Origin of the sequence: Vibrio sp. 070316B, from assembly GCF_013114115.1 — a bacterium.
Classification (GTDB): domain Bacteria; phylum Pseudomonadota; class Gammaproteobacteria; order Enterobacterales; family Vibrionaceae; genus Vibrio; species Vibrio chagasii_B.
Genome location: NZ_VTYC01000016.1, coordinates 1 through 19,263 on the forward strand (window position 1 = coordinate 1; position 19,263 = coordinate 19,263).

23 protein-coding genes are annotated in these 19,263 nt (G+C 43.5%); 11 read left to right on the forward strand and 12 right to left on the reverse strand.

Translation table 11 applies throughout. From position 1 onward, the window contains the following. From F0251_RS13405 to F0251_RS13425, 5 genes are all read right to left on the reverse strand, one after another. Positions 1–225: hypothetical protein (locus F0251_RS13405; RefSeq protein WP_171731154.1), on the reverse strand; the 225-nt coding region annotated here is incomplete at its 3' end. 2 nt (positions 226–227) lie between these two features. Further along, a complete protein-coding gene (locus F0251_RS13410; protein ID WP_108167718.1) occupies positions 228–575 on the reverse strand; it encodes a DUF1293 family protein in 348 nt (115 codons plus the stop codon). After that, positions 563–1,675 (reverse strand): replication initiation factor domain-containing protein, encoded by a 1,113-nt coding sequence (locus F0251_RS13415; RefSeq protein ID WP_171731155.1) that lies wholly within the window; start codon positions 1,673–1,675, stop codon positions 563–565. The genes F0251_RS13410 and F0251_RS13415 overlap by 13 nt, the downstream gene beginning before the upstream one ends. Further along, positions 1,665–1,865 (reverse strand): hypothetical protein, encoded by a 201-nt coding sequence (locus F0251_RS13420; protein ID WP_108167716.1) that lies wholly within the window; start codon positions 1,863–1,865, stop codon positions 1,665–1,667. Before F0251_RS13420 ends, F0251_RS13415 begins: the two co-directional genes overlap by 11 nt. A 2-nt stretch (positions 1,866–1,867) precedes the next feature. Further along, positions 1,868–2,071 (reverse strand): hypothetical protein, encoded by a 204-nt coding sequence (locus tag F0251_RS13425; protein WP_171731156.1) that lies wholly within the window; start codon positions 2,069–2,071, stop codon positions 1,868–1,870. A 145-nt stretch (positions 2,072–2,216) separates the two neighbouring features. On the opposite strand from F0251_RS13425, the gene F0251_RS13430 reads away from it, so the two are divergent. Continuing rightward, a complete protein-coding gene (locus F0251_RS13430) occupies positions 2,217–2,585 on the forward strand; it encodes a DUF3693 domain-containing protein (protein WP_061040364.1) in 369 nt (122 codons plus the stop codon). Between the two features lie 150 nt (positions 2,586–2,735). Here the strand turns inward: F0251_RS13430 and F0251_RS13435 are convergent, their stop codons facing one another. The 3 genes from F0251_RS13435 to F0251_RS13445 form a co-directional block, all read right to left on the reverse strand. Next, positions 2,736–4,460, reverse strand: coding sequence for an ATP-binding protein (locus F0251_RS13435; protein WP_171731157.1), 1,725 nt, complete (start codon positions 4,458–4,460; stop codon positions 2,736–2,738). Then, a complete protein-coding gene (locus tag F0251_RS13440; RefSeq protein WP_061033420.1) occupies positions 4,460–5,644 on the reverse strand; it encodes an FIST signal transduction protein in 1,185 nt (394 codons plus the stop codon). The genes F0251_RS13435 and F0251_RS13440 overlap by 1 nt, the downstream gene beginning before the upstream one ends. A 111-nt stretch (positions 5,645–5,755) precedes the next feature. After that, positions 5,756–6,121: a hypothetical protein gene (locus tag F0251_RS13445; RefSeq protein ID WP_171731158.1), complete on the reverse strand. Its 366-nt coding sequence runs from the start codon at positions 6,119–6,121 to the stop codon at positions 5,756–5,758. 252 nt (positions 6,122–6,373) lie between these two features. Between F0251_RS13445 and ccoN the strand changes: the two genes are divergently transcribed. From ccoN to uspE, 10 genes are all read left to right on the forward strand, one after another. Beyond that, positions 6,374–7,807: a cytochrome-c oxidase, cbb3-type subunit I gene (ccoN, locus tag F0251_RS13450; protein WP_009846707.1), complete on the forward strand. Its 1,434-nt coding sequence runs from the start codon at positions 6,374–6,376 to the stop codon at positions 7,805–7,807. Positions 7,808–7,818: 11 nt separating this feature from the next. Further along, the gene (ccoO, locus tag F0251_RS13455) at positions 7,819–8,439 is read left to right on the forward strand and encodes a cytochrome-c oxidase, cbb3-type subunit II (RefSeq protein WP_004742292.1); all 621 of its coding nucleotides are present in this window, start codon (positions 7,819–7,821) and stop codon (positions 8,437–8,439) included. A 9-nt stretch (positions 8,440–8,448) separates the two neighbouring features. Beyond that, positions 8,449–8,625: a CcoQ/FixQ family Cbb3-type cytochrome c oxidase assembly chaperone gene (locus tag F0251_RS13460; protein WP_004742291.1), complete on the forward strand. Its 177-nt coding sequence runs from the start codon at positions 8,449–8,451 to the stop codon at positions 8,623–8,625. Beyond that, positions 8,625–9,599 (forward strand): cytochrome-c oxidase, cbb3-type subunit III, encoded by a 975-nt coding sequence (gene ccoP / locus F0251_RS13465; RefSeq protein ID WP_061033419.1) that lies wholly within the window; start codon positions 8,625–8,627, stop codon positions 9,597–9,599. Before F0251_RS13460 ends, ccoP begins: the two co-directional genes overlap by 1 nt. 85 nt (positions 9,600–9,684) lie before the next feature. Then, entirely contained in the window at positions 9,685–10,164 is a 480-nt protein-coding gene (locus F0251_RS13470; protein WP_008221951.1) for a FixH family protein, read from the forward strand. 5 nt (positions 10,165–10,169) lie between these two features. Next, positions 10,170–12,542 carry a heavy metal translocating P-type ATPase metal-binding domain-containing protein gene (locus F0251_RS13475; protein WP_171731159.1) on the forward strand — a complete coding sequence of 791 codons (2,373 nt, stop codon included), beginning with the start codon at positions 10,170–10,172 and terminating at the stop codon, positions 12,540–12,542. Further along, positions 12,542–12,778, forward strand: coding sequence for a cbb3-type cytochrome oxidase assembly protein CcoS (gene ccoS / locus F0251_RS13480; RefSeq protein WP_116870580.1), 237 nt, complete (start codon positions 12,542–12,544; stop codon positions 12,776–12,778). Before F0251_RS13475 ends, ccoS begins: the two co-directional genes overlap by 1 nt. Then, positions 12,768–13,442, forward strand: a complete 675-nt coding sequence (locus F0251_RS13485; protein ID WP_116870579.1) for a sulfite exporter TauE/SafE family protein — start codon at positions 12,768–12,770, stop codon at positions 13,440–13,442. The genes ccoS and F0251_RS13485 overlap by 11 nt, the downstream gene beginning before the upstream one ends. Before the next feature lie 86 nt (positions 13,443–13,528). Further along, positions 13,529–14,275: an FNR family transcription factor gene (locus F0251_RS13490; protein WP_017632474.1), complete on the forward strand. Its 747-nt coding sequence runs from the start codon at positions 13,529–13,531 to the stop codon at positions 14,273–14,275. A 132-nt stretch (positions 14,276–14,407) separates the two neighbouring features. Then, complete coding sequence (gene uspE / locus F0251_RS13495; protein ID WP_008221946.1) at positions 14,408–15,358, forward strand: universal stress protein UspE; 951 nt, start codon at positions 14,408–14,410, stop codon at positions 15,356–15,358. A 122-nt stretch (positions 15,359–15,480) separates the two neighbouring features. Here uspE and ttcA read toward each other — a convergent pair whose 3' ends face one another. The 4 genes from ttcA to F0251_RS13515 form a co-directional block, all read right to left on the reverse strand. Continuing rightward, complete coding sequence (gene ttcA, locus F0251_RS13500; RefSeq protein ID WP_008221945.1) at positions 15,481–16,374, reverse strand: tRNA 2-thiocytidine(32) synthetase TtcA; 894 nt, start codon at positions 16,372–16,374, stop codon at positions 15,481–15,483. Between the two features lie 297 nt (positions 16,375–16,671). Continuing rightward, complete coding sequence (locus F0251_RS13505; RefSeq protein ID WP_171731160.1) at positions 16,672–17,322, reverse strand: DUF2987 domain-containing protein; 651 nt, start codon at positions 17,320–17,322, stop codon at positions 16,672–16,674. A gap of 122 nt (positions 17,323–17,444) precedes the next feature. Beyond that, positions 17,445–18,296: a glucosaminidase domain-containing protein gene (locus F0251_RS13510; RefSeq protein WP_171731161.1), complete on the reverse strand. Its 852-nt coding sequence runs from the start codon at positions 18,294–18,296 to the stop codon at positions 17,445–17,447. Then, on the reverse strand, positions 18,289–19,104 hold the full coding sequence (locus tag F0251_RS13515) for a membrane protein (protein WP_004742282.1): 816 nt from the start codon (positions 19,102–19,104) through the stop codon (positions 18,289–18,291). Before F0251_RS13515 ends, F0251_RS13510 begins: the two co-directional genes overlap by 8 nt. Positions 19,105–19,263: the final 159 nt, after the last annotated feature.

The following is a 19,263-nucleotide window of genomic DNA, read 5'->3' on the forward strand; positions in this document are numbered from 1 at the left end:
ACTTGAAGCGCTTTTTTGACGATTAAGAGAGCCAATTTCAGACAAAAGAAAGTCTCTTTTAGCCTCTAAATCACGGATAGTTCTCGTCAGAAGCAAGCGGTCAACCCAATCAATTACAAAGGAGCAAACACGACCAAATAGTGAAAGTACGACCATGGTCATGACTAGAGCTTCAATCAGTGAATGCGCATCATCGCCAGTTAATTGATAAATTACCGTTTCCATGATTAAGCCTTGTTCGCCTTCATGAAGTTATCGAAATGCTTTTTGATTTCTTCATCGACAGGAACAAGCTTGTTAACCAAGATATCGAGCGGGTCATTAGGGTTGGCACCAAAGTTCAACTCGTATTCACGGTTAGCCACAAAAGCGCGTGACTGGATAAGTTGACGTGCGTATTCCACATCAATTTTCAGTGCTTGCTTGTTGTATGGGATGTCAGTTGAAAAGCCGATGCCCGTTTGTTGAAACTTCTCGTTATCGACTTCTTCAACGGCACGAAGTACAGACAGTTCCGCGAACTCCATGCCAGATTTAGGGAAACGCTTGATAGAGATACCAGTTATTGTAGGCATATTCTTGACTCCAAAATTTCGATTTTCTGTTTAGTGTATTCGTCAGGAATGCCCAACGATGTATTGAAATTAGCGCGGCGATGGTGCGTAGGAATGAGCATTCCAAACGCTTCACCCAAGTCTCCCTCAGTCATAGCAACGACCTCAGATAGAGCCTTACCACATTGACGACGAACCCAAGCAATACGAGCCATAAACTCCAATCCGGCTTTCTTCTTATTCAGTTCAAGCTTCATTGGTTCAGCAGGGTCGATACTGGCTGCAAAGTCACACAGACCAGCAAAGGCCGAAGCAGGCGAGGCGAGTAGTGCTAAATCGCACTTCTTCAATTCCACTTCGTTGCGATACCAAATCACTTCAGGGTCAGCGATATTTTGCTCGAACTTCTTGTTATAGATACGCCAGTAAACTGAAGACGTACGAGAGCCAACAAGTACAGCTTCCTCTGATAATTCACCAGACTGTGAAACGCGCTTATGAGGAACCATTGTCGGACCACGACCACGAGAAGCAGTACGAAATGCTCCCTCATAAAAACATTTCTCAGCATACTTACAGTCAAAGATTCCGGTGTAGTCATCCACGCAGAGATCCAAACGGGCTAGGCGAGTGATGCCCAAAAGAGACAACCACCAGTGCAGTTTTTTGTGTGTGGTGAAGTCGAATAACTTCGAACAGCCAGTACCATTAATCTGTACATAGACCGTGTCATTGTTGCCACCAACACCAACCAAACCACATTCAACAGTTCCCGTAGAATCGTAAATCACCATCGAATCTTCATAGCCATGCAAGCCACGACCACGCATAGGCGACAGACGGAAGTTAAAGACTTTCGCCATAAACTCATCAAACCTATCAGCCAAAACTTTACGGCATTTGTTACGGTGTAACTCAATTGATTTTTCTATAGCTTCTGGTGAGTTAAGACGTCCTTTAACGGTTTGCTTCTTAAACTCAGGAAACTGCAAGTTGATAAAGTCTTGTTCGTTAGAGCTATCCAAATGTCTCAGTGAGCCATACGAAAATGAAAAGGCTAGGTGATCCACTTGAACCGGACGAATCTCATCATGGAACTTATGTGGTTTTTTAGATAGCACTGAACACGCCCTTAACCAAAAGCTCTTGGTAGTTTTCATCAGTGATTTCAACAATCTGAAAAGACACCATTCCATAGTGAGCTTCCATGAACTGGAAGAAATCGCGTGGAGTCTTAAAGAAGTTATGACCCCAAGGAAAGTAAGCGTTGATGCCATGATTGGGTTCATTGTCGAAGTAGATTGAATCCATGACTATCGGCTCACAGGGTAAGAAGTTTGAGCCAGAGGCCAAGAAGCTTGGAGTTGGTTAACAATCGCATGAGCATCTGACACAGAAAGGAATTTACTTTGAAAGTGCTGAGCTGTGGTGATCACAAAGTGTTTACCTGTTGCAGTAACTCCAAAGCCTGCAAAATAATGAGGGAAACAACCAGAAACTAATAAAACATTTACCATAGTGATCACCTTGAAAATTTGAATTTGACTGAGGTGAAACATCTCAGTCCTGATTTGTGTGTACTATAAGACACAGAAATCAGGACTGACAAGACCGCTTTTTGTGGACTGACGGTATACAATTGAAGGAAATGGAGGGACAACCATGTACCAAAATAAACTGTTAGATGCCTATAAAGAGGCTCAAAACTACGTACAAGATAAGCAGATTGCACACGACTTGGCGTTAAGTCGTCAAAAGATAAGCGCAATTAGAAGCGGAGCTCGCTATCTAACTGAAACAGAAGCACTTTTTATTGCAGAAAGAATCGGTTTGTCAGAAGAAGAAGTCTTAGTGTATTTAGCCGCTGACCGCAGCAAAAACCACAAGGCTCAACAGGCTTGGCAGAACATAGCAAAAAAGTTTAACGGGCTTAATATGTCAGGCGTTTCAATGGCTTGTGGTGGATTAGCGTTATGGATGATGCCCACTCAAGAAGCACTAGCCAACTGCGTATTATGTATATTATGTTAAATATGGTTTGGTAATCATAAGGCAGAGTTCGATATACGATGCCCTGCCTTCGTTTCTATCCAACTGATACTGTGTATTTAACCATAATGGCTATTTACCATAAAATACCTAATAAACATATTTCCTAATCTTCGATTAAGAATACGTTTATTAGATCTCAAGCATTAATCTATCTATAGCTTCTGTTATTTCTTTTGTTCTTACCGGTTTGGTCACGAAATCATTCATACCGACATCTAAACATGAGCATTTATCTTCAACCGATGTGTGTGCCGTTAGCGCGACGATTGGTGTTTGTATGTTTGCTTCTCTCATGTATTTGGTTGTGGTTAAACCGTCCATTACCGGCATCGATACATCCATTAGGATAATGTCTATCGAGTCGTTGTTGTCTTCGACAAATCCTATCGCTTCTTCGCCATTACTTGCGATAAAAACTTCATGACCCTGTCTTGTTAGAATGAGCTTAATCACCATTTGGTTTGTTGGGTTGTCTTCAACAACCAGCACTGAATATCGGCTTCTTAGTTCTCTTGAGCAGACATCATCTTCCAGTTGATTGCAGTTGTTAGTCACTCTGGTGAGCACTGGCAATTGGACTTCGAACTTAGAACCTTTCCCAGGCTCGCTTTCCACTGATATACGTCCACGCATCAATTCGACCAATCTCTTTGTGATCGCCAAACCTAAGCCTGTGCCACCAAACCTTCGTGTGATTGTACTATCTGCTTGCACAAACGGGCTGAACAATGACGATAGCTGTTGCGAACTAATTCCAATGCCGGTGTCTTCGACTGCTATGTAGAATGAGCTCTGCTGGTATTTTATGGATACATGAACGTGCCCATGTTCCGTAAATTTGATGGCATTGCCTATTAAGTTAAACAAGATCTGTGCTAAACGGCTCGGGTCTATATAGTGAAGTTCACCCTCAGGGATATCACTAGAAATCGTGAGCGTTAGACCTTTATCGTCTGCCGCCTTCTTTTGTTCAGATAAAACAAAAGTTACAGTGTCTCTTACGTTGCTCCATTGTGGTGCTAATGAGAAGCACCCGGATTCTATTTTGGAAAAGTCCAATACATCACTGATGATCGCTAGCAAAAGCTCAGACGATGTACTCATATTTAGCAGTATAGACTGTTGTTCTGGCGTTAGTTGAGTCGATTTCAAGGTGTCGATTAGCCCAATGATTGCGTTCAGTGGCGTTCTTAACTCGTGGCTCATCATGGCCAGGAATTCTGACTTGGCTTTGTTGGCTCTTTCAGCGTCTTTCCTTGCAGTGACAAGCTCCGCGGTTCGCTCTCTCACTGTGGCTTCGAGTTTCTCTTTGTTCTCTATGTCGAAAACAGCGCGCTCAATAAGCGGGCGAAAACGGTTTAGAGTTGCTTTAGTTTCGATACTAAAATGTTTGGTATTCGAGTGAATAAAAATAATGACCGATTGCGTTAACCCGCTATCGATACCAGTAATCAACACCGAGTTTATTTGGTCAAGAATAATGGGATGCAAAGAGTTGAATTCACCCAGAGACTTGGGTTCAAAAAGGATAGCGCATTCCCCATTAATGACTCGAGACAGCTTACCACAATCTGTCCAGTGCATCTGTTCAAAGACTTTATTATTTGTCAGTAGCGTCTTGAAATCACCTTCGTTCCCTACTCTTGAGACTACGATAAAGTCGTCAAATTTGATGTACTTTTTTAACACAAACTCAAGGCTAGAAAATATCTCAGATATGTTACTTGCTTTACTGATCGCAGAGATAGTCGATAGGATCACCCTATTCTCTTCAGCCAGTTTTCTCTCACGGGCTTTTAGTTTTTGTAGTTCAATACGTGCTTCTTGCAGCGCTTCTTGACCTTCAGAGCCCATTATTTTTTTAACCTATAAAACGTTGCTGATGACACCATTAAGTTACCGTGTGCGTTCTCTCCACCAGAAAGTCTTCCTTGCTCACCAAAAGTGAATGGGCATATGTAAGGAAGCCCATTAAGTGCTTGATTTATTTGTTCACAAACCTCATCCATGTCTTGTTTAAGGTTTAACATTGGACCGGCACAAAAGATGTTGATAGCACCTAATTTCTCTTCCAGATCCATGTCATTGTAGTAAGACGAATGAATGATGTTGGCGGCGCGGCTAATTAACTGCTGCTTGGAACCTTGCATTAAGTATATGGTGTCGCCTTCGTTGATGTCGGTAAATAACTCGATTCCGTCGCACTCTGTTTCTCGGATAGAGTGTGAAAGCTTGAAATACGGATAGTTGTAAGACGAACCGACTTTTCTTCCCAAAGGATAAACAGACGATTTTTCAAAGATATAGCCGTCGTCGCTGCCTCCTAAGTGGAAATTGGTCCACTCGTTGTAAACCGTAGCAGCTGGCCTATGATCTATCTCCAGTAAGATTCTGTTTCGTACTTTAGTCACGGTACCTGAGTAACGCGTGGGCGTGTGACCTGCACTGAATGATGAATAGATGGATTGAGAGGCGAAAAAAACCGTTAAAGAGATCCCGTTAATAGAAAGCGACTCTTCGGTAAAGATACTCCAGTTACCAGATACCTGATTATCGGCAGCACTGCCACCAATGATAGGAACTTCAGTCCCGAACTTAGTATCGATAGCTGCCATTACTTTCTCCTCGTTACCAGGAGTAGAATGAAGCAAGATTAAATCTGGGATCTCACCTTCTCTATTTGCGTTTCTAAGCGCTGTATCTATAGCGTCGAAGGTGCTTTGCTCGATGGATTGGCTGAAGTGTTTAATACCCGTTCCGTAGGCATTAATACCTGAATCATAGATGATGAGTACACCGATGACTGGACCTGAATGAAAGCCCGTTTCAGTCATTATTCCATGGCAGGTGGTACAGCCGTGTATAGGAGTGTTGGGAAGCGCATCTACGAAATATCTCTGCACAGCGAGCGTGGAGTACTCTTCTGTGCAGTAACAAATGAGGCAAGCGATATTCTCAGGGTTTTCTACCCCTTGAAGCAGTTCATCTACTGCGATTTTATCGTCTAGGGAATAAGAGACTTTTGATAGAAATTTCATAGATTTCTGGAAACTTTATTAATGTCTTCTTTATAACACTTTAATGCACAAGGTTTCACTGGTTTAGTCAACATTTCTATCAAAGAGCGAGGTGTTGCTCAGTTTTCCATTTTATTCTTTGGATAGGTTTACTGTATACGTCATGACCTGTTGTGGAAATGTAACCGTTATTGAGGCGCTCTTATCATCGGTTTGTAAAAGCCAAGATGAAGCCCCTTTCGATTCTAAAACTCCGCTTCCTTCATAGCTAATGATAAATTTGCCAGTTTTAGATGTTTCGATCGAATACCCCTGGCTATCGTCCGAAATCAAAACATTATTATTATCAATACCAAATTCACAAGGTTTTGAAACGATACAGGTTATTGTCTCGTTATTATCGTATGTCACTGTTCTCCAAGTAAATGCAGCTATTAAAATAACCAACATGACGATAATTTGAACAAGCCTGCCTTTTGTTAGCTTTTGTGCCGCCATTATAATCTTTACTCCTTGTTACAAAGTTCAAAGTTTTTAAATAAAAATCCAATTCCAGACCAAGCGTAAGGTTACTACTCTGTCATTGATTTGTTAATTCAAGTATAGTGTCGCGTTGAAAATGCCACTTTTTTTTAAAATCAGCAAGTGGAAATAAGGTCCTGAATAGGCTGAATTTCCTTTTCTAATTTGGGTGGCATTACGACGTGAGTCGTGTTGGAAGTAAAGTGTAGTAAATAAGAAATTGGAAGCATGCAAATGAGCCAAGAAAAGCAGCTTGAACAAAACTACAACTATACGGTCGTCCGTCAATTTACCCTGGTTACAATTTTGTGGGGTATTGTCGGTATGGGCGTTGGTGTTTTGATTGCCGCTCAATTAGTTTGGCCACAGCTAAACTTTGATACGCCGTGGTTGACGTACAGTCGTTTACGTCCCCTGCATACTAATGCGGTTATTTTTGCGTTCGGTACAAGTGCGCTGTTTGCAACATCATATTATGTTGTGCAACGTACCTGTCAGACGCGTCTCTTTGGTGGCCCTCTCGTAGCCTTTACCTTTTGGGGTTGGCAAGCGATTATCCTGTCCGCTGCAATTACTTTACCGTTAGGTTTGACCTCTGGTAAAGAATACGCAGAACTAGAATGGCCAATCGATATTGCTATTACTCTTGTGTGGGTAGCTTATGCGGTCGTGTTCTTCGGAACCATGATTAAACGTAAGACATCACACATTTACGTAGCAAACTGGTTCTTCGGAGCCTTCATCATCACGGTTGCCGTGTTGCACATCGTTAACAGCCTAGCTGTTCCTGTATCTGCGTTTAAGTCGTACTCGATTTACTCAGGTGCAATTGATGCAATGGTGCAATGGTGGTACGGACACAATGCGGTAGGCTTCCTATTGACAGCTGGTTTCCTAGGTATGATGTACTACTTCGTTCCTAAACAAGCTGGTCGCCCTGTTTATTCTTACCGTTTGTCGATCGTTCACTTCTGGGCACTTGTGTCTCTGTATATCTGGGCTGGTCCTCACCACCTACACTACACTGCACTTCCAGACTGGACTCAGTCTCTAGGTATGGTTATGTCTTTGGTTCTGTTTGCTCCTTCTTGGGGTGGCATGATCAACGGTATCATGACTCTGTCTGGTGCGTGGCATAAGCTTCGCTACGACCCTATCCTACGTTTCCTAATCGTTTCTTTATCATTCTACGGCATGTCGACTTTCGAAGGCCCAATGATGGCAATTAAAACGGTTAACGCACTATCTCACTACACGGACTGGACTATCGGTCATGTTCACTCTGGTGCGTTAGGTTGGGTTGCAATGGTTTCTATCGGTTCGGTTTACCACTTAGTTCCTAAACTATTTGGTCAAGAGCGTATGTACTCTGTATCTCTAATCAATGTTCACTTCTGGTTAGCAACGATTGGTACGGTTTTCTACATTGTTGCAATGTGGATCTCTGGTGTGATGCAAGGTCTGATGTGGCGTGCAGTTAACTCTGACGGTACATTAACTTACAGCTTCGTTGAATCTGTAGAAGCGTCTTACCCGTTCTACTTTGTACGTTTCCTAGGTGGTTTCATCTTCCTATCTGGTATGTTCTTAATGGCATACAACACGTACAAAACTGTTTCTGCACCTAAAGATAGCCTTAAAGCTATCCCTCAACCGGCTTAAGGAGATTTAGAATGAGCTCAAATTCAAATAATCGCCATGAGTTGGTAGAGAAGAACGTTGGCTTACTAGCGATCTTGATCGTTATTGCTATCAGTTTTGGTGCTTTAGTAGAGATTACCCCTCTTATCTTCCAAAAGCAGACAACTGAACCTGTAGAAAACCTACGTGTTTACTCTGCTTTGGAAATGGAAGGTCGTGATATCTACATTCGTGAAGGTTGTAACGTATGTCACAGCCAAATGATTCGTCCTTTCCGCTCTGAGACTGAACGTTACGGCCACTACTCTGTAGCTGGCGAAAGCGTTTGGGAACACCCTTTCCTATGGGGCTCTAAGCGTACTGGTCCTGATCTAGCGCGTGTTGGTGATCGTTACTCTGATGAGTGGCATCGTGTTCACCTTATCGACCCTCGTGAACTTGTTCCTGAATCAAACATGCCTGGTTTCCCATGGCTTGCTGAGAATGTACTTGATGGCAAATTGACTCAACAGAAGCTTGAACTCTTCCGTAATCAATTTGGTGTTCCTTACACAGACGAACAAATTGCTAACGCTAAACAAGATGTTGAAGGAAAAACAGAGATGGATGCAATCATCGCTTACCTTCAATCGCTTGGCCACGCAATGAAATAAGGAATAATTATGGACATTATTACATTTCAAAGTGTTTGGACTGTGACTGTTTTTGCTTGCTTCATCGGCATCGTTTGGTGGGCATATGGCAAGAACCGTAAATCACGTTTCGACGAAGATGCGAACCTAGTGTTTGCTGACGACGAGCCAGCAACAAGTTCTAAAAATGAAGGAGTGACAAAGTAATGAGTACATTCTGGAGTATCTGGGTTAGTGCGATTACGATTGGTACCCTAATTGGTTGTGCTGTCTTACTTCGTTGGTGTTTTAAAGACAAAACAGGCGTAGAAGAAGGTCAAGATATGGGCCATGAATACGATGGTATTCGTGAGCTTAACAACCCACTACCAAAATGGTGGACATACCTTTTCATCAGTACGATTGTTTTTGCAGCGGTTTACCTTGCTCTATACCCTGGCCTAGGTAACTTTAAAGGCCTTTTAGGTTGGACAAGTTCAGACCAAACGGTACGTAGCGTTGAAGAGTCTCGCTCTGCAATTGCTGCTGCGCAAGCAAACAAACAGTTAGATGCGTACGCGAAAGAGCTTGATGATGCAGACACCTACTTCGGTGAAGCATTCAGAAAGCTGGCTCACGACGAAAACGGTTTACGTTCAATCCCTGACATTGCATCAGACGCTGACGCAATCAAAGTGGGTCAACGTTTATTCTTGCAAAACTGTTCTCAGTGTCATGGCTCTGATGCACGTGGTCAGAAAGGTTTCCCTAACCTAACTGATGACGCATGGCTATATGGCGGTGAACCTGAGGCTATCGTTACAACAATTATGCACGGTCGTGTTGGCCAAATGCCAGGTTGGAAAGACGCGCTTGGCGAAGAAGGTGTAAAAGAAGTAGTTAGCTACACTCTTAGCCTTTCTGGTCGTAGCGTAAACGCACGTGAAGCAGAAGCTGGTAAAGCTCGCTTTGTTGTGTGTGCAGCGTGTCACGGTACTGATGGTAAGGGTAACCCTGCTGTTGGCGCACCTGACTTAACTGACCGCGATTGGTTGTTTGGCGATTCTCGTGCAGACGTAACTGAAACAGTTATGTACGGACGTTCTGGCGTAATGCCTGCTTGGAAAGACATTCTAGGCGAAGACAAAGTACAACTGGTTTCATCTTACGTGTGGAGCTTAAGCAACTCAGATAATAAGTAACATTTCAATAACAGCCTCTTTCTAAGAGGCTGTCTTTCCTTTATTTTATAACCTCTTCTTTTTATTCTTTTTTGAGATCTTTTTTATGGTAAAGCCTTGGTATAAACAGTTTTGGCCGTGGTTCTTAATCGCGTTGCCAGCGACAGTAGTTATTTGGACCATTATGACGGTTATTGTGTTTACACAGAACTCTGTAGACCTAGTGACTGAGGATTACTATAAAAAAGGAAAAGGCATTAATGTCGACATTTCAAAAGTAAATATCGCCAAAGAGCTGGGTCTATCAGCTTCGCTTAATGAGAAAGGTAACTCAGTTATCATCACGTTAGATAAAGGCAAACTTGATCACTTCCCTGCTATCAGCGCAATGTTTGTTCACAGAACACTACCAGATCGCGATTTCACTCAGCTACTAACCGCTGATGCGAGAGGCAACTACACAATGACTCTGGATCATCACTTAGAAGGTCCGTGGTTCATTGAGTTGACGCCGCATGACGAACAATGGTTAGTTCAAGGTCGCATGAACTTCCCGATTGAAACTCCTACTCAACTAACGAACTAAAGCTTATGTGTGAATCCTGTTATCACTGCGGTGAAGATGTACCAGCGGAAACGGATTTTGAAGTCGAGATCTTAGGATCGCCTCGTAAGATGTGTTGTCCGGGCTGCGAGACTGTAGCTCAGACAATCGTTGATAGCGGTTTGGTTTCTTACTACCAATACCGTACCGCTCCCGCTGAGAAAGCGGATCTAGTGCCAGAGCAACTTCTGGCACTCAGTCATTATGATAATGAAGACGTTCAATTGGAGTTTGTAAGGAACTCTGAGAATGTTTCTGAAGTGACATTGTCACTAGAGGGTGTTTCATGTGCAGCATGTGCATGGCTAATCGAGAAACAAGTCTCTTCAAAACAAGGTGTTGGTAGCATCCGGGTGAACACCACCACCAACCGCGCCCTACTCAGCTGGGACAACACGCAAGTTAAATTGAGTGAGTTGTTATCGGCGATCCATACCTTAGGTTACAAAGCTGCGCCTTTCGAGGCTGACCAACAAGAAGCAGCCTATCACCGCTCAATGAAGAACTACCTCTATCGCCTTGGCGTTGCTGGTTTAGCAACCATGCAGGTGATGATGCTGGCGGTCGCACTATACCTTGAAGTATTTGGCAATCTTGAGCCTGAGTTTAAAAACTACTTCCGCTGGGTAAGCTTGATCTTTGCAACGCCGGTATTGCTTTATTCTGCTCTGCCGTTCTACATCAATGCATGGCGCAGTATTAAGGGGCGAACGCTGGGTATGGATGTGCCTGTGTCGATTGCTCTGCTGTTTGCTTACGTTGCGAGCTTGGTGGCAACCGTGACAGAGAAAGGAGAAGTTTTCTTCGAATCTATTTCGATGTTTACCTTCTTCCTGCTGCTTGGTCGTTTCTTAGAGATGAGAGCGCGTCGTAAAGCGGCGGCAGCGAGTGGTAATCTGCTCAAGCTCGTTCCTGCAATGGCGACAACGTTAGATGGCGACCAAGTTCCAGTGAAAACCCTTAAAGTAGGCGATCAGATTCGCGTACTACCGGGTGAGCATATTCCTGCGGACGGTAAAGTACTTTCTGGTCGAGTTCACATTGATGAATCCATGCTGACTGGCGAATCTATCCATGTCGTGAAAAACGAAGGCGATACTGTCTTCGCTGGTACGTTGAATGGTGACGAGTCGTTTGAACTGGAAGTGATGACATCAAAAGCGGACTCGGTCATCTCTAATATCGTTCGTCTTCAAGATGAAGCACAGTTGTCTAAGCCTCGTATCGCGGAGATTGCAGATATTGTAGCTCGTTACTTTGTAGCGGTTATTTTGATTATCTCTTTCGGTACTTGGTTCTACTGGCACCAAACTCGTCCAGAAGATGCATTCTGGATCATGTTGTCTGTACTGGTAGCGACTTGTCCATGTGCTCTTTCACTGGCTACACCGACTGCAATTACTTGTTCAACATCCCGTATGGGCAACTTTGGTATTTTACTGCGTAAAGGCCACGTATTCGAAACCTTGTGTAAAGTGAATCACTTGATCATCGATAAGACGGGTACATTGACTGAGGGTGATATTCGTATCAGCCGTGTGGAAACTTTCTCTGAGCTTGATAAAGAGACGTGTTTAAAAGTGGCTGCGAGCCTAGAACAGCATGCTAACCACCCTATAGCGAAAGCATTCAAGACTCACGTGTCCGATGATGTTGAAGTCAGTTCCGTAAACAACGTGATTGGTTCGGGTATTACCGGTGAGTGGAACGGTCAAGAAGTGGCGATAGGTAGTAGTGAGTTTATTCTTGGTGAAGCTCAACCGACGCAAAGCAACGGCATCTACTTGTCGATGGCGGGACGTCATATCGCAACCTTCACTTATGAAGACCCGATTCGTAAAGAAAGCATCGAGTTCATCCAAAAATTCAAAGAAGCGGGTATTAAAACCACCCTGTTGACTGGCGACTCCTTGATTAACGCGGAGCCTGTGGCTGAAGAAATTGGGATTACCGATATTGTCGCGAACGCGAAACCAGAGGATAAGCTTGCTTACCTTAATTCTCGTGACGAAAAGGACATTACCATGATGGTCGGCGACGGTATTAACGATGCGCCTATTCTTGCAGGGGCTCACCTTTCTGTTGCGATGGGCGGTGGTACAGATGTAGCTAAAGCATCGGCTGATATGGTTTTGTTGGGCGACAAGCTTGATAGATTACTTAAGTCGCGTACATTGGCGCTAAAAACGCGTAAGATAATCCGCGAAAACCTAGCATGGTCATTGGGTTACAACCTACTCATCCTTCCATTGGCCGTAGCGGGTTTGGTTGCTCCATACATTGCCGTTGTTGGCATGTCTGCAAGCTCTATTATTGTTGTGTCTAATTCGTTAAGGCTTTTAAAAGAGCAAGGTAAATAATGGAAAGTTTATACATCCTGATTCCCATTGCGATTGTACTGGTGTGTATCGCTGTTGGTATTTTTCTATGGGCCGTTAAGAGCGAACAGTTTGAAGACCTGGAGCGTCAAGGTCACAATATTTTGTTTGATGAAGACGAAAAGGCCCACAATCACTCTGACAGCAAGCCTGTTAAGAATGATAAAGCCAATACAGAAAGCCAAACTAACTTAGATAAAAAGACCGATGACGCCTGATTGGATCGGAGCCTTTGTTGTCGGACTGATCGGCGCGGGCCACTGCATGGGAATGTGTGGTGGCATTGCGTCGCTCCTTTCAATAGGCAATACCAAACCTTCCCCGGTTATTCCCCTACTTTACAACCTTGGTCGCCTCCTCAGTTATGCTGTGATTGGTGGCGTGATTGGCGGTGCTATATCTTCAATTGGCCAGCTTAGCGATTTCAACGCGCTACTTAATTGGCTGCGTTTGTTCGCTGCCATCTTTATGATCATTCTGGGTCTATATATCGGTAAGTGGTGGTTCGGCTTATTATTCTTTGAAAAAGTAGGTCAGAGGCTATGGCGTTATATTTCTCCAATTGGTAAATCCTTCCTTCCACTCAAGCATCCAAGCCACGCTCTACCGTTTGGTTTCATTTGGGGTTGGTTACCGTGTGGTCTGGTCTACTCTATGCTGACCTGGGCGGCTGTGTCAGGCAGTTGGTATAATGGAGCGGGAATTATGCTCGCATTTGGCTTAGGAACGCTTCCTGCGATGCTGACGGTTGGTATGGGCGCTAGCTTCCTCAAGAAATTGCAACAAGCTGACTTATTTCGTCAACTCGGTGCGATTTTAATCCTGATTTACGGTTTATACACCGGATATATGGCACTGCAGCTCATTATTTATACCGTATAGCCATTCTTTAAATCCGGTTTTTTTACTACCCAACTGGATAAAGGAATGCTAAAATATTGACGTATATCAAATAGTGAAAGATTGTTATGATTTCTGAAAAGCCTGTAACGAAACGTGTCCAATCTGGTGGCTGTGCGATCCATTGCCAGGATTGTAGTATTAGCCAACTTTGTATTCCGTTCACTTTGAATGAATCTGAACTTGATCAACTTGATCAGATCATTGAGAGAAAAAAGCCTATTCAAAAAGGCCAAGAGTTATTTAAAGCCGGTGACGAGCTTAAATCTCTCTACGCTATTCGCTCTGGAACGATCAAGAGCTACACGATTACCGAGCAAGGTGACGAGCAGATTACTGCATTCCACCTAGCGGGCGATCTTGTTGGCTTTGATGCGATTACTGGTGACCTACACCCTAGTTTCGCACAAGCACTAGAAACTTCTATGGTATGTGAAATCCCATACGAGATTCTTGATGACCTATCAGGAAAAATGCCGAAGTTGCGTCAGCAAATTATGCGCCTGATGAGTAACGAGATTAAAGGCGACCAAGAAATGATTCTGCTTCTTTCTAAAAAGAACGCGGAAGAGCGTCTTGCTGCATTCCTTTACAATCTTTCAACTCGCTTCTCTCAACGTGGTTTCAGCCCACGTGAGTTCCGCTTAACGATGACTCGTGGCGATATTGGTAACTACCTAGGTTTAACAGTTGAAACTATTAGCCGTCTTTTAGGTCGTTTCCAGAAAGCAGACATCCTAAGCGTTAAAGGCAAATATATCACTATCGAAGATCACGATGCGCTGATGGAACTTGCTGGCGTTTCAAAAGAATAGTCTAGATATCAATGATGTAGTTCAATAATGAGCTACATCATGTTTCTCCCTTAAAACCTCTTTTATTTCTCTTAATCTCTCCATAACTACGCTACATTATTTATATGTTCGGTCTGAAAAGTAGGCTTAGTTATGAGTATCTATAACAAAATTTTAGTTGTCGCAGACATTAATCACGATGAGCAACCTGCTCTAGTTCGTGCTATCCAACTTGCTAAGAAAAGCACCTCAACAAGCCATATCACTTTCTTTTTGTCTATCTACGACTTCTCGTATGAAATGACATCTATGCTCTCTGTCGATGAACGAGACGCAATGCGCAAGGGCGTGATTCATCAGCGTGAAATCTGGATGAACAAAGTCGCACAGCCTTATCTAGATGATTCTATCGAATTTAATGTGCAGGTGGTTTGGCATAACCGCCCGTATGAAGCGATCATTGCAGAGGTATACAGCGGTGGTCACGATATCTTGATTAAGGGCACGCGCAAGCACGACACCTTGGAGTCAGTTATCTTCACGCCGACTGATTGGCACCTATTGAGAAAATGCCCTAGCCCTGTACTGCTCGTTAAAAACGATTTCTGGCCAGAGCACGCGAAAATTTATGCGTCCGTTCACGTAGGCTCAGAGACAGAAGCGCATTTAGAACTTAACGATACTATGGTTGATCGACTCCTCGAGATAACTGGTCGTTTGGATGCGGAACCTTTCTTAGTTAACGCTTACCCAGTCACTCCGGCGAATATCACTATCGAACTGCCTGAGTTCGATCCTACGTCTTACACCGATGCGGTTCGTGGTCATCACTTGACGGCGATGAAGGCACTGCGTCAGAAGCACGGTATGTGTGAAGAGCAGACCGTTGTTGAACAAGGCTTACCAGAAGATGTGATTCCACGTGTCGCGTCTGAAAACAACGCTGCAATGGTAATCTTGGGTACAACCGGTCGTACCGGCTTATCTGCGGTGTTCATCGGTAATACTGCGGAGCATGTTATCGATAAAATTAACTGTGATGTTTTGGCGCTTAAGCCATCTGGTTACGTTAGCCCACTCGACCCTAACCTTTCGAAAGGTTAATGCGTTTAAGCAGACGAACTTAACGGCGAGTTCAACTTATAAAAAAACGCCTCAAGCATTGCTTGAGGCGTTTTTATTTGTCTGTTGTAGGCGCATCTATTGCGCCACAACGAATATTCTTATTATACGTTTGTTACGTCGATGAACATTGACTCATCGATGTTAGAAGATGAAATTTCAGCTTCTTGGAATTCGTACTCTTCACGCTCGCCACTACGGTCTAGTGGAAGGTTTACAAAGTCAAACAGTTCGCGGTCAGCCAGTTGGCTTGGGCTAACGTTTTGAATTGATTTAAAGATCTTTTCAACACGGCCTGGTGTTTTCTTGTCCCAATCAATCAGCATTGCTTTAATGCTCTGACGTTGTAGGTTTTCTTGCGAACCACATAGGTTACAAGGAATGATTGGGAACTCTTTGTGTTCAGCGTATTTGATTAGGTCTGTTTCACGACAGTAAGTCAGTGGACGAATAACAACGTTACGACCATCATCAGAACGTAGCTTAGGTGGCATAGCCTTTAGGCGAGCGCCGTGGAACATGTTAAGGAACATAGTTTCCACGATGTCATCCATGTGGTGACCAAGAGCGATCTTAGTCGCGCCAATCTTCTCAGCGAACGAGTACAAAGTACCGCGACGCAGACGAGAACATAGACCACATGTTGTCTTACCTTCTGGAATCTTCTCTTTAACTACTGAGTACGTATCTTTATCTACGATGTAGTAAGGAATGTTCAGCGTTTCAAAGTATTCAGGAAGAATGTGCTCAGGGAACCCAGGTTGTTTTTGATCTAGGTTTACCGCAACAACATCAAATTTGATTGGTGCTGCTTCACGTAAACGTAGCAAAATATCTAGCATCGCAAATGAATCTTTACCGCCACTGATACATGCCATTACCACATCATTCTCTTCGATCATGTTGTAGTCGATGATGGCATTTCCAACATTTCTTCTCAGACGTTTCTGAAGTTTGTTGAATTCTAGTACTTCTTTTCTATTATCGTTTTGGTTCATTGCGACTCTCACACCGTCGTATTACCGACTGTAGATTGCTAGTGGGACTGTTTTAGGGCGTGGATTATACGGATTTTTATTTCATGTTGAAATAGTAACGGCAGGATAAACAAGGTGACTGGTTGAAAGATGCCACTTTATCTAGTGATAACCGCTCATCTTTCATAAAACATGAGCTTCAAAAGCGCAAACCATACTGGTTGTAGGAAAAGAAAAGCAGCCTTATTTGGTTTGAGTTGGCTGCTTTACGATGTTTTGCTTAGATTAACGCCGTGTGGTCAGTAGCCTAACCCAAGGTTATTGAGCCGGAATGTAAGGTAACACACGAGTTGTCGCTTCTGGTAACGTGATGCTGTCACTTCCATTGAGTTCTTCTAGTGTGAACTTAGCGCGCCCTTGGGTAATTGGGAGCTGCTTGCCGTTAGAAAGCGTGATGTTACCTTCAAGTTTGTTTGCGAACTCAAGTGTTAACCCTTGGATTTCCGGTGTGAACCAGCTTGAGAACATGCCGCTTACGTCTTCTAACATTGCTTGCATCTGTGGTAACAGGTTTTCCAGCTGTGCCACCTCAACCGTACCAGCTAAAGGTGCTTTAGTCATAACAACCAAAGAGTATGCGCACTCTTGTTCTTTTGTTTGCACAAAAATAAGCGGGTTTGCTGAACGAAGGTTTTGGTCTACTGGTAGCAGAAGCTCGTTAGCTGGAGAGACTTTCAGCTCTTCATAGTGTTCTTCTTTTTCCATCCAAGCTTTGCTGATATGACAGGTTGTTTGGGCTTGCTGATCGACAAAGAAGACCGCAACTTTAACGTCCTCATGCCCTTCTTTGGTGTTGTTTTTAAGCTGTGTGTAAAGCTTAGAATAGGTAAACATGTATTCTTGCGCTGCAGCAGGTAAAGAGATCCCTAGGCTTAGAGAAGCTAATAAAGCGAGTGCTGTCTTTTTCATTGTTATAGTCTTGTCGAAGTTGAGCGTTTATAAATAGAAAGAGCAGCCAATGAGCTGCTCTTTATGTGATGTTATTTGGTCAAACTTACCGTTTAAGCTCGCCAAATGACTATCAAATCGAGTTACTTTTTCCAGTATACCTCGTTGTGACGGATCATAGCTTGTAAATCAGTCACATAGTCTGAACCTCGCTCAGAATATTTTAGCAAGCCGTTGGTGAGCTCTGTTGCGGTTTCGGTTGTTAACAGATCGTCGCCCTGTGCCGCTAGTTTTGCGCGAATTGCTCTTAGGTCTGCATAAGCACGGTTTCGGTTTAGGTTCATGAAGTAACGGTGCACAGACTCTTGGCTTGAAGAGAATGTTGCCACTTCATGTGAGCTACCTTCGTTACGTTGTAGCGGAATTAGGCCACAACCTTTGGTGTAACACCAATGACCAAAATAGTTATTCGCTTTAGTGGCGAAACGAGATGTGCCCCAAGCCGATTCATTGGCTGCCTGAGTTAACACAAGCGCTTCAGGTAGCACGTTTACACGATTCAACATTTCTTTCTGCCAAGCGTCATCTATGCCCGTTGAAGGTACAGGTAGGCTATACAGTTTCCCTAGTCTCTTTGAGTATGACGCATCTTCAGAGTCAACATTGTTCATCCCCGCTTCTGAAAGCTTGGTTAGAAACGCACGCTCTTTCGTGATTCGCTTGTTTTCGATGTTGATACTTGGGCGAAGGTATGAAAAGAAGGTGTCTTTCTTTTCATTTACATCTTCAATCGCTGCGAAATCTGGCTTATTAGAAGAGACGGTCAAATCACCAAAGTTTTGCTCTGAGTCTGGAGCCTTTTGCCCTGCTCGCCTGCGCTCTTCTTCTTGTTGGTAAAGCATTGGGCCAACTAACGAGATCGAGCCAACTAGGGCTAATGCTGTCACTTTTAGCGCAAGTGATTTACTTGCGCTTGATTTAGAGTTGTTATGCATCGAATACCTGTGGATCTTTGTTGTTGCTACCGTTGTGGTCGTCGTCGCTCTTTGGTCTGTCTGACGCAATCAGTTTGAGTTTAATGCCAAACATCTCGCGGTAAAGAATCCCTTTCACGTGGAAGAAGAAAGGTAAAACGAAGATAAGGCCAATGCCGTACATCATTGCCGCGACGATGAACATCAGCATTACTAATAGGTAGATAGAAGCAACGGTGAAGATTTTCTTGTTTACAGCACGCAGAGAAAGTAGCAGCGATTGCATTGGTGGTACTTTCTTATCGCAAATCAACAGGATTGAGTGGCTGAACGCAAGCGAGAAGTAAATCGACAGAAACGGCAGAATCATACCTGCAATACCTTGAAGCATCAGGCTGAACAGAGTCACAAGAATTACTGGAATCGTAAATTGTAAGCCTTTGCCAATGTGACGTACTTTGGTCTGTAGCCCAGCTGCGTGGCTCATCGCCATCAAACAGATACCTGCATAGATAGGCGCGCTGATAACTTCATAGCTGAAGTTGGCAATAAAAATGGACTCAACGATTTGTGGCGTAAACGCCTCAGGGTCGATAACCGCGTCTAAGATAACCGCAGGGTCACCCAGTTGCAGTTTTAATGCGATATAAAAGATAGCCAGTTGCACGAACATCAGAGCAACAATCGCAGGGGAAAACGAAAGAAAGTGACTTACCGTATGTTTCCATGCCTCTTGGAATACAGCCGTTGCTTTGAGCTCATAATCGCCAGAAAGTGCACGGTCGATACTACCGCCCAAATTAAAATCTTTTTCGATGTCGTTGTTCATAGTGATACCTAGGTGCGCCAATTAAACTGAGCCACCTAACTTATTGATAAAAAATTACCTTCATTATACTCATATGTCGGATACAAACTAAAATATGAATCTGTAACAAGGCTTGCTTTTACGTCTTAATGGTTAATAATTAGACACTTGTTGGGGCGT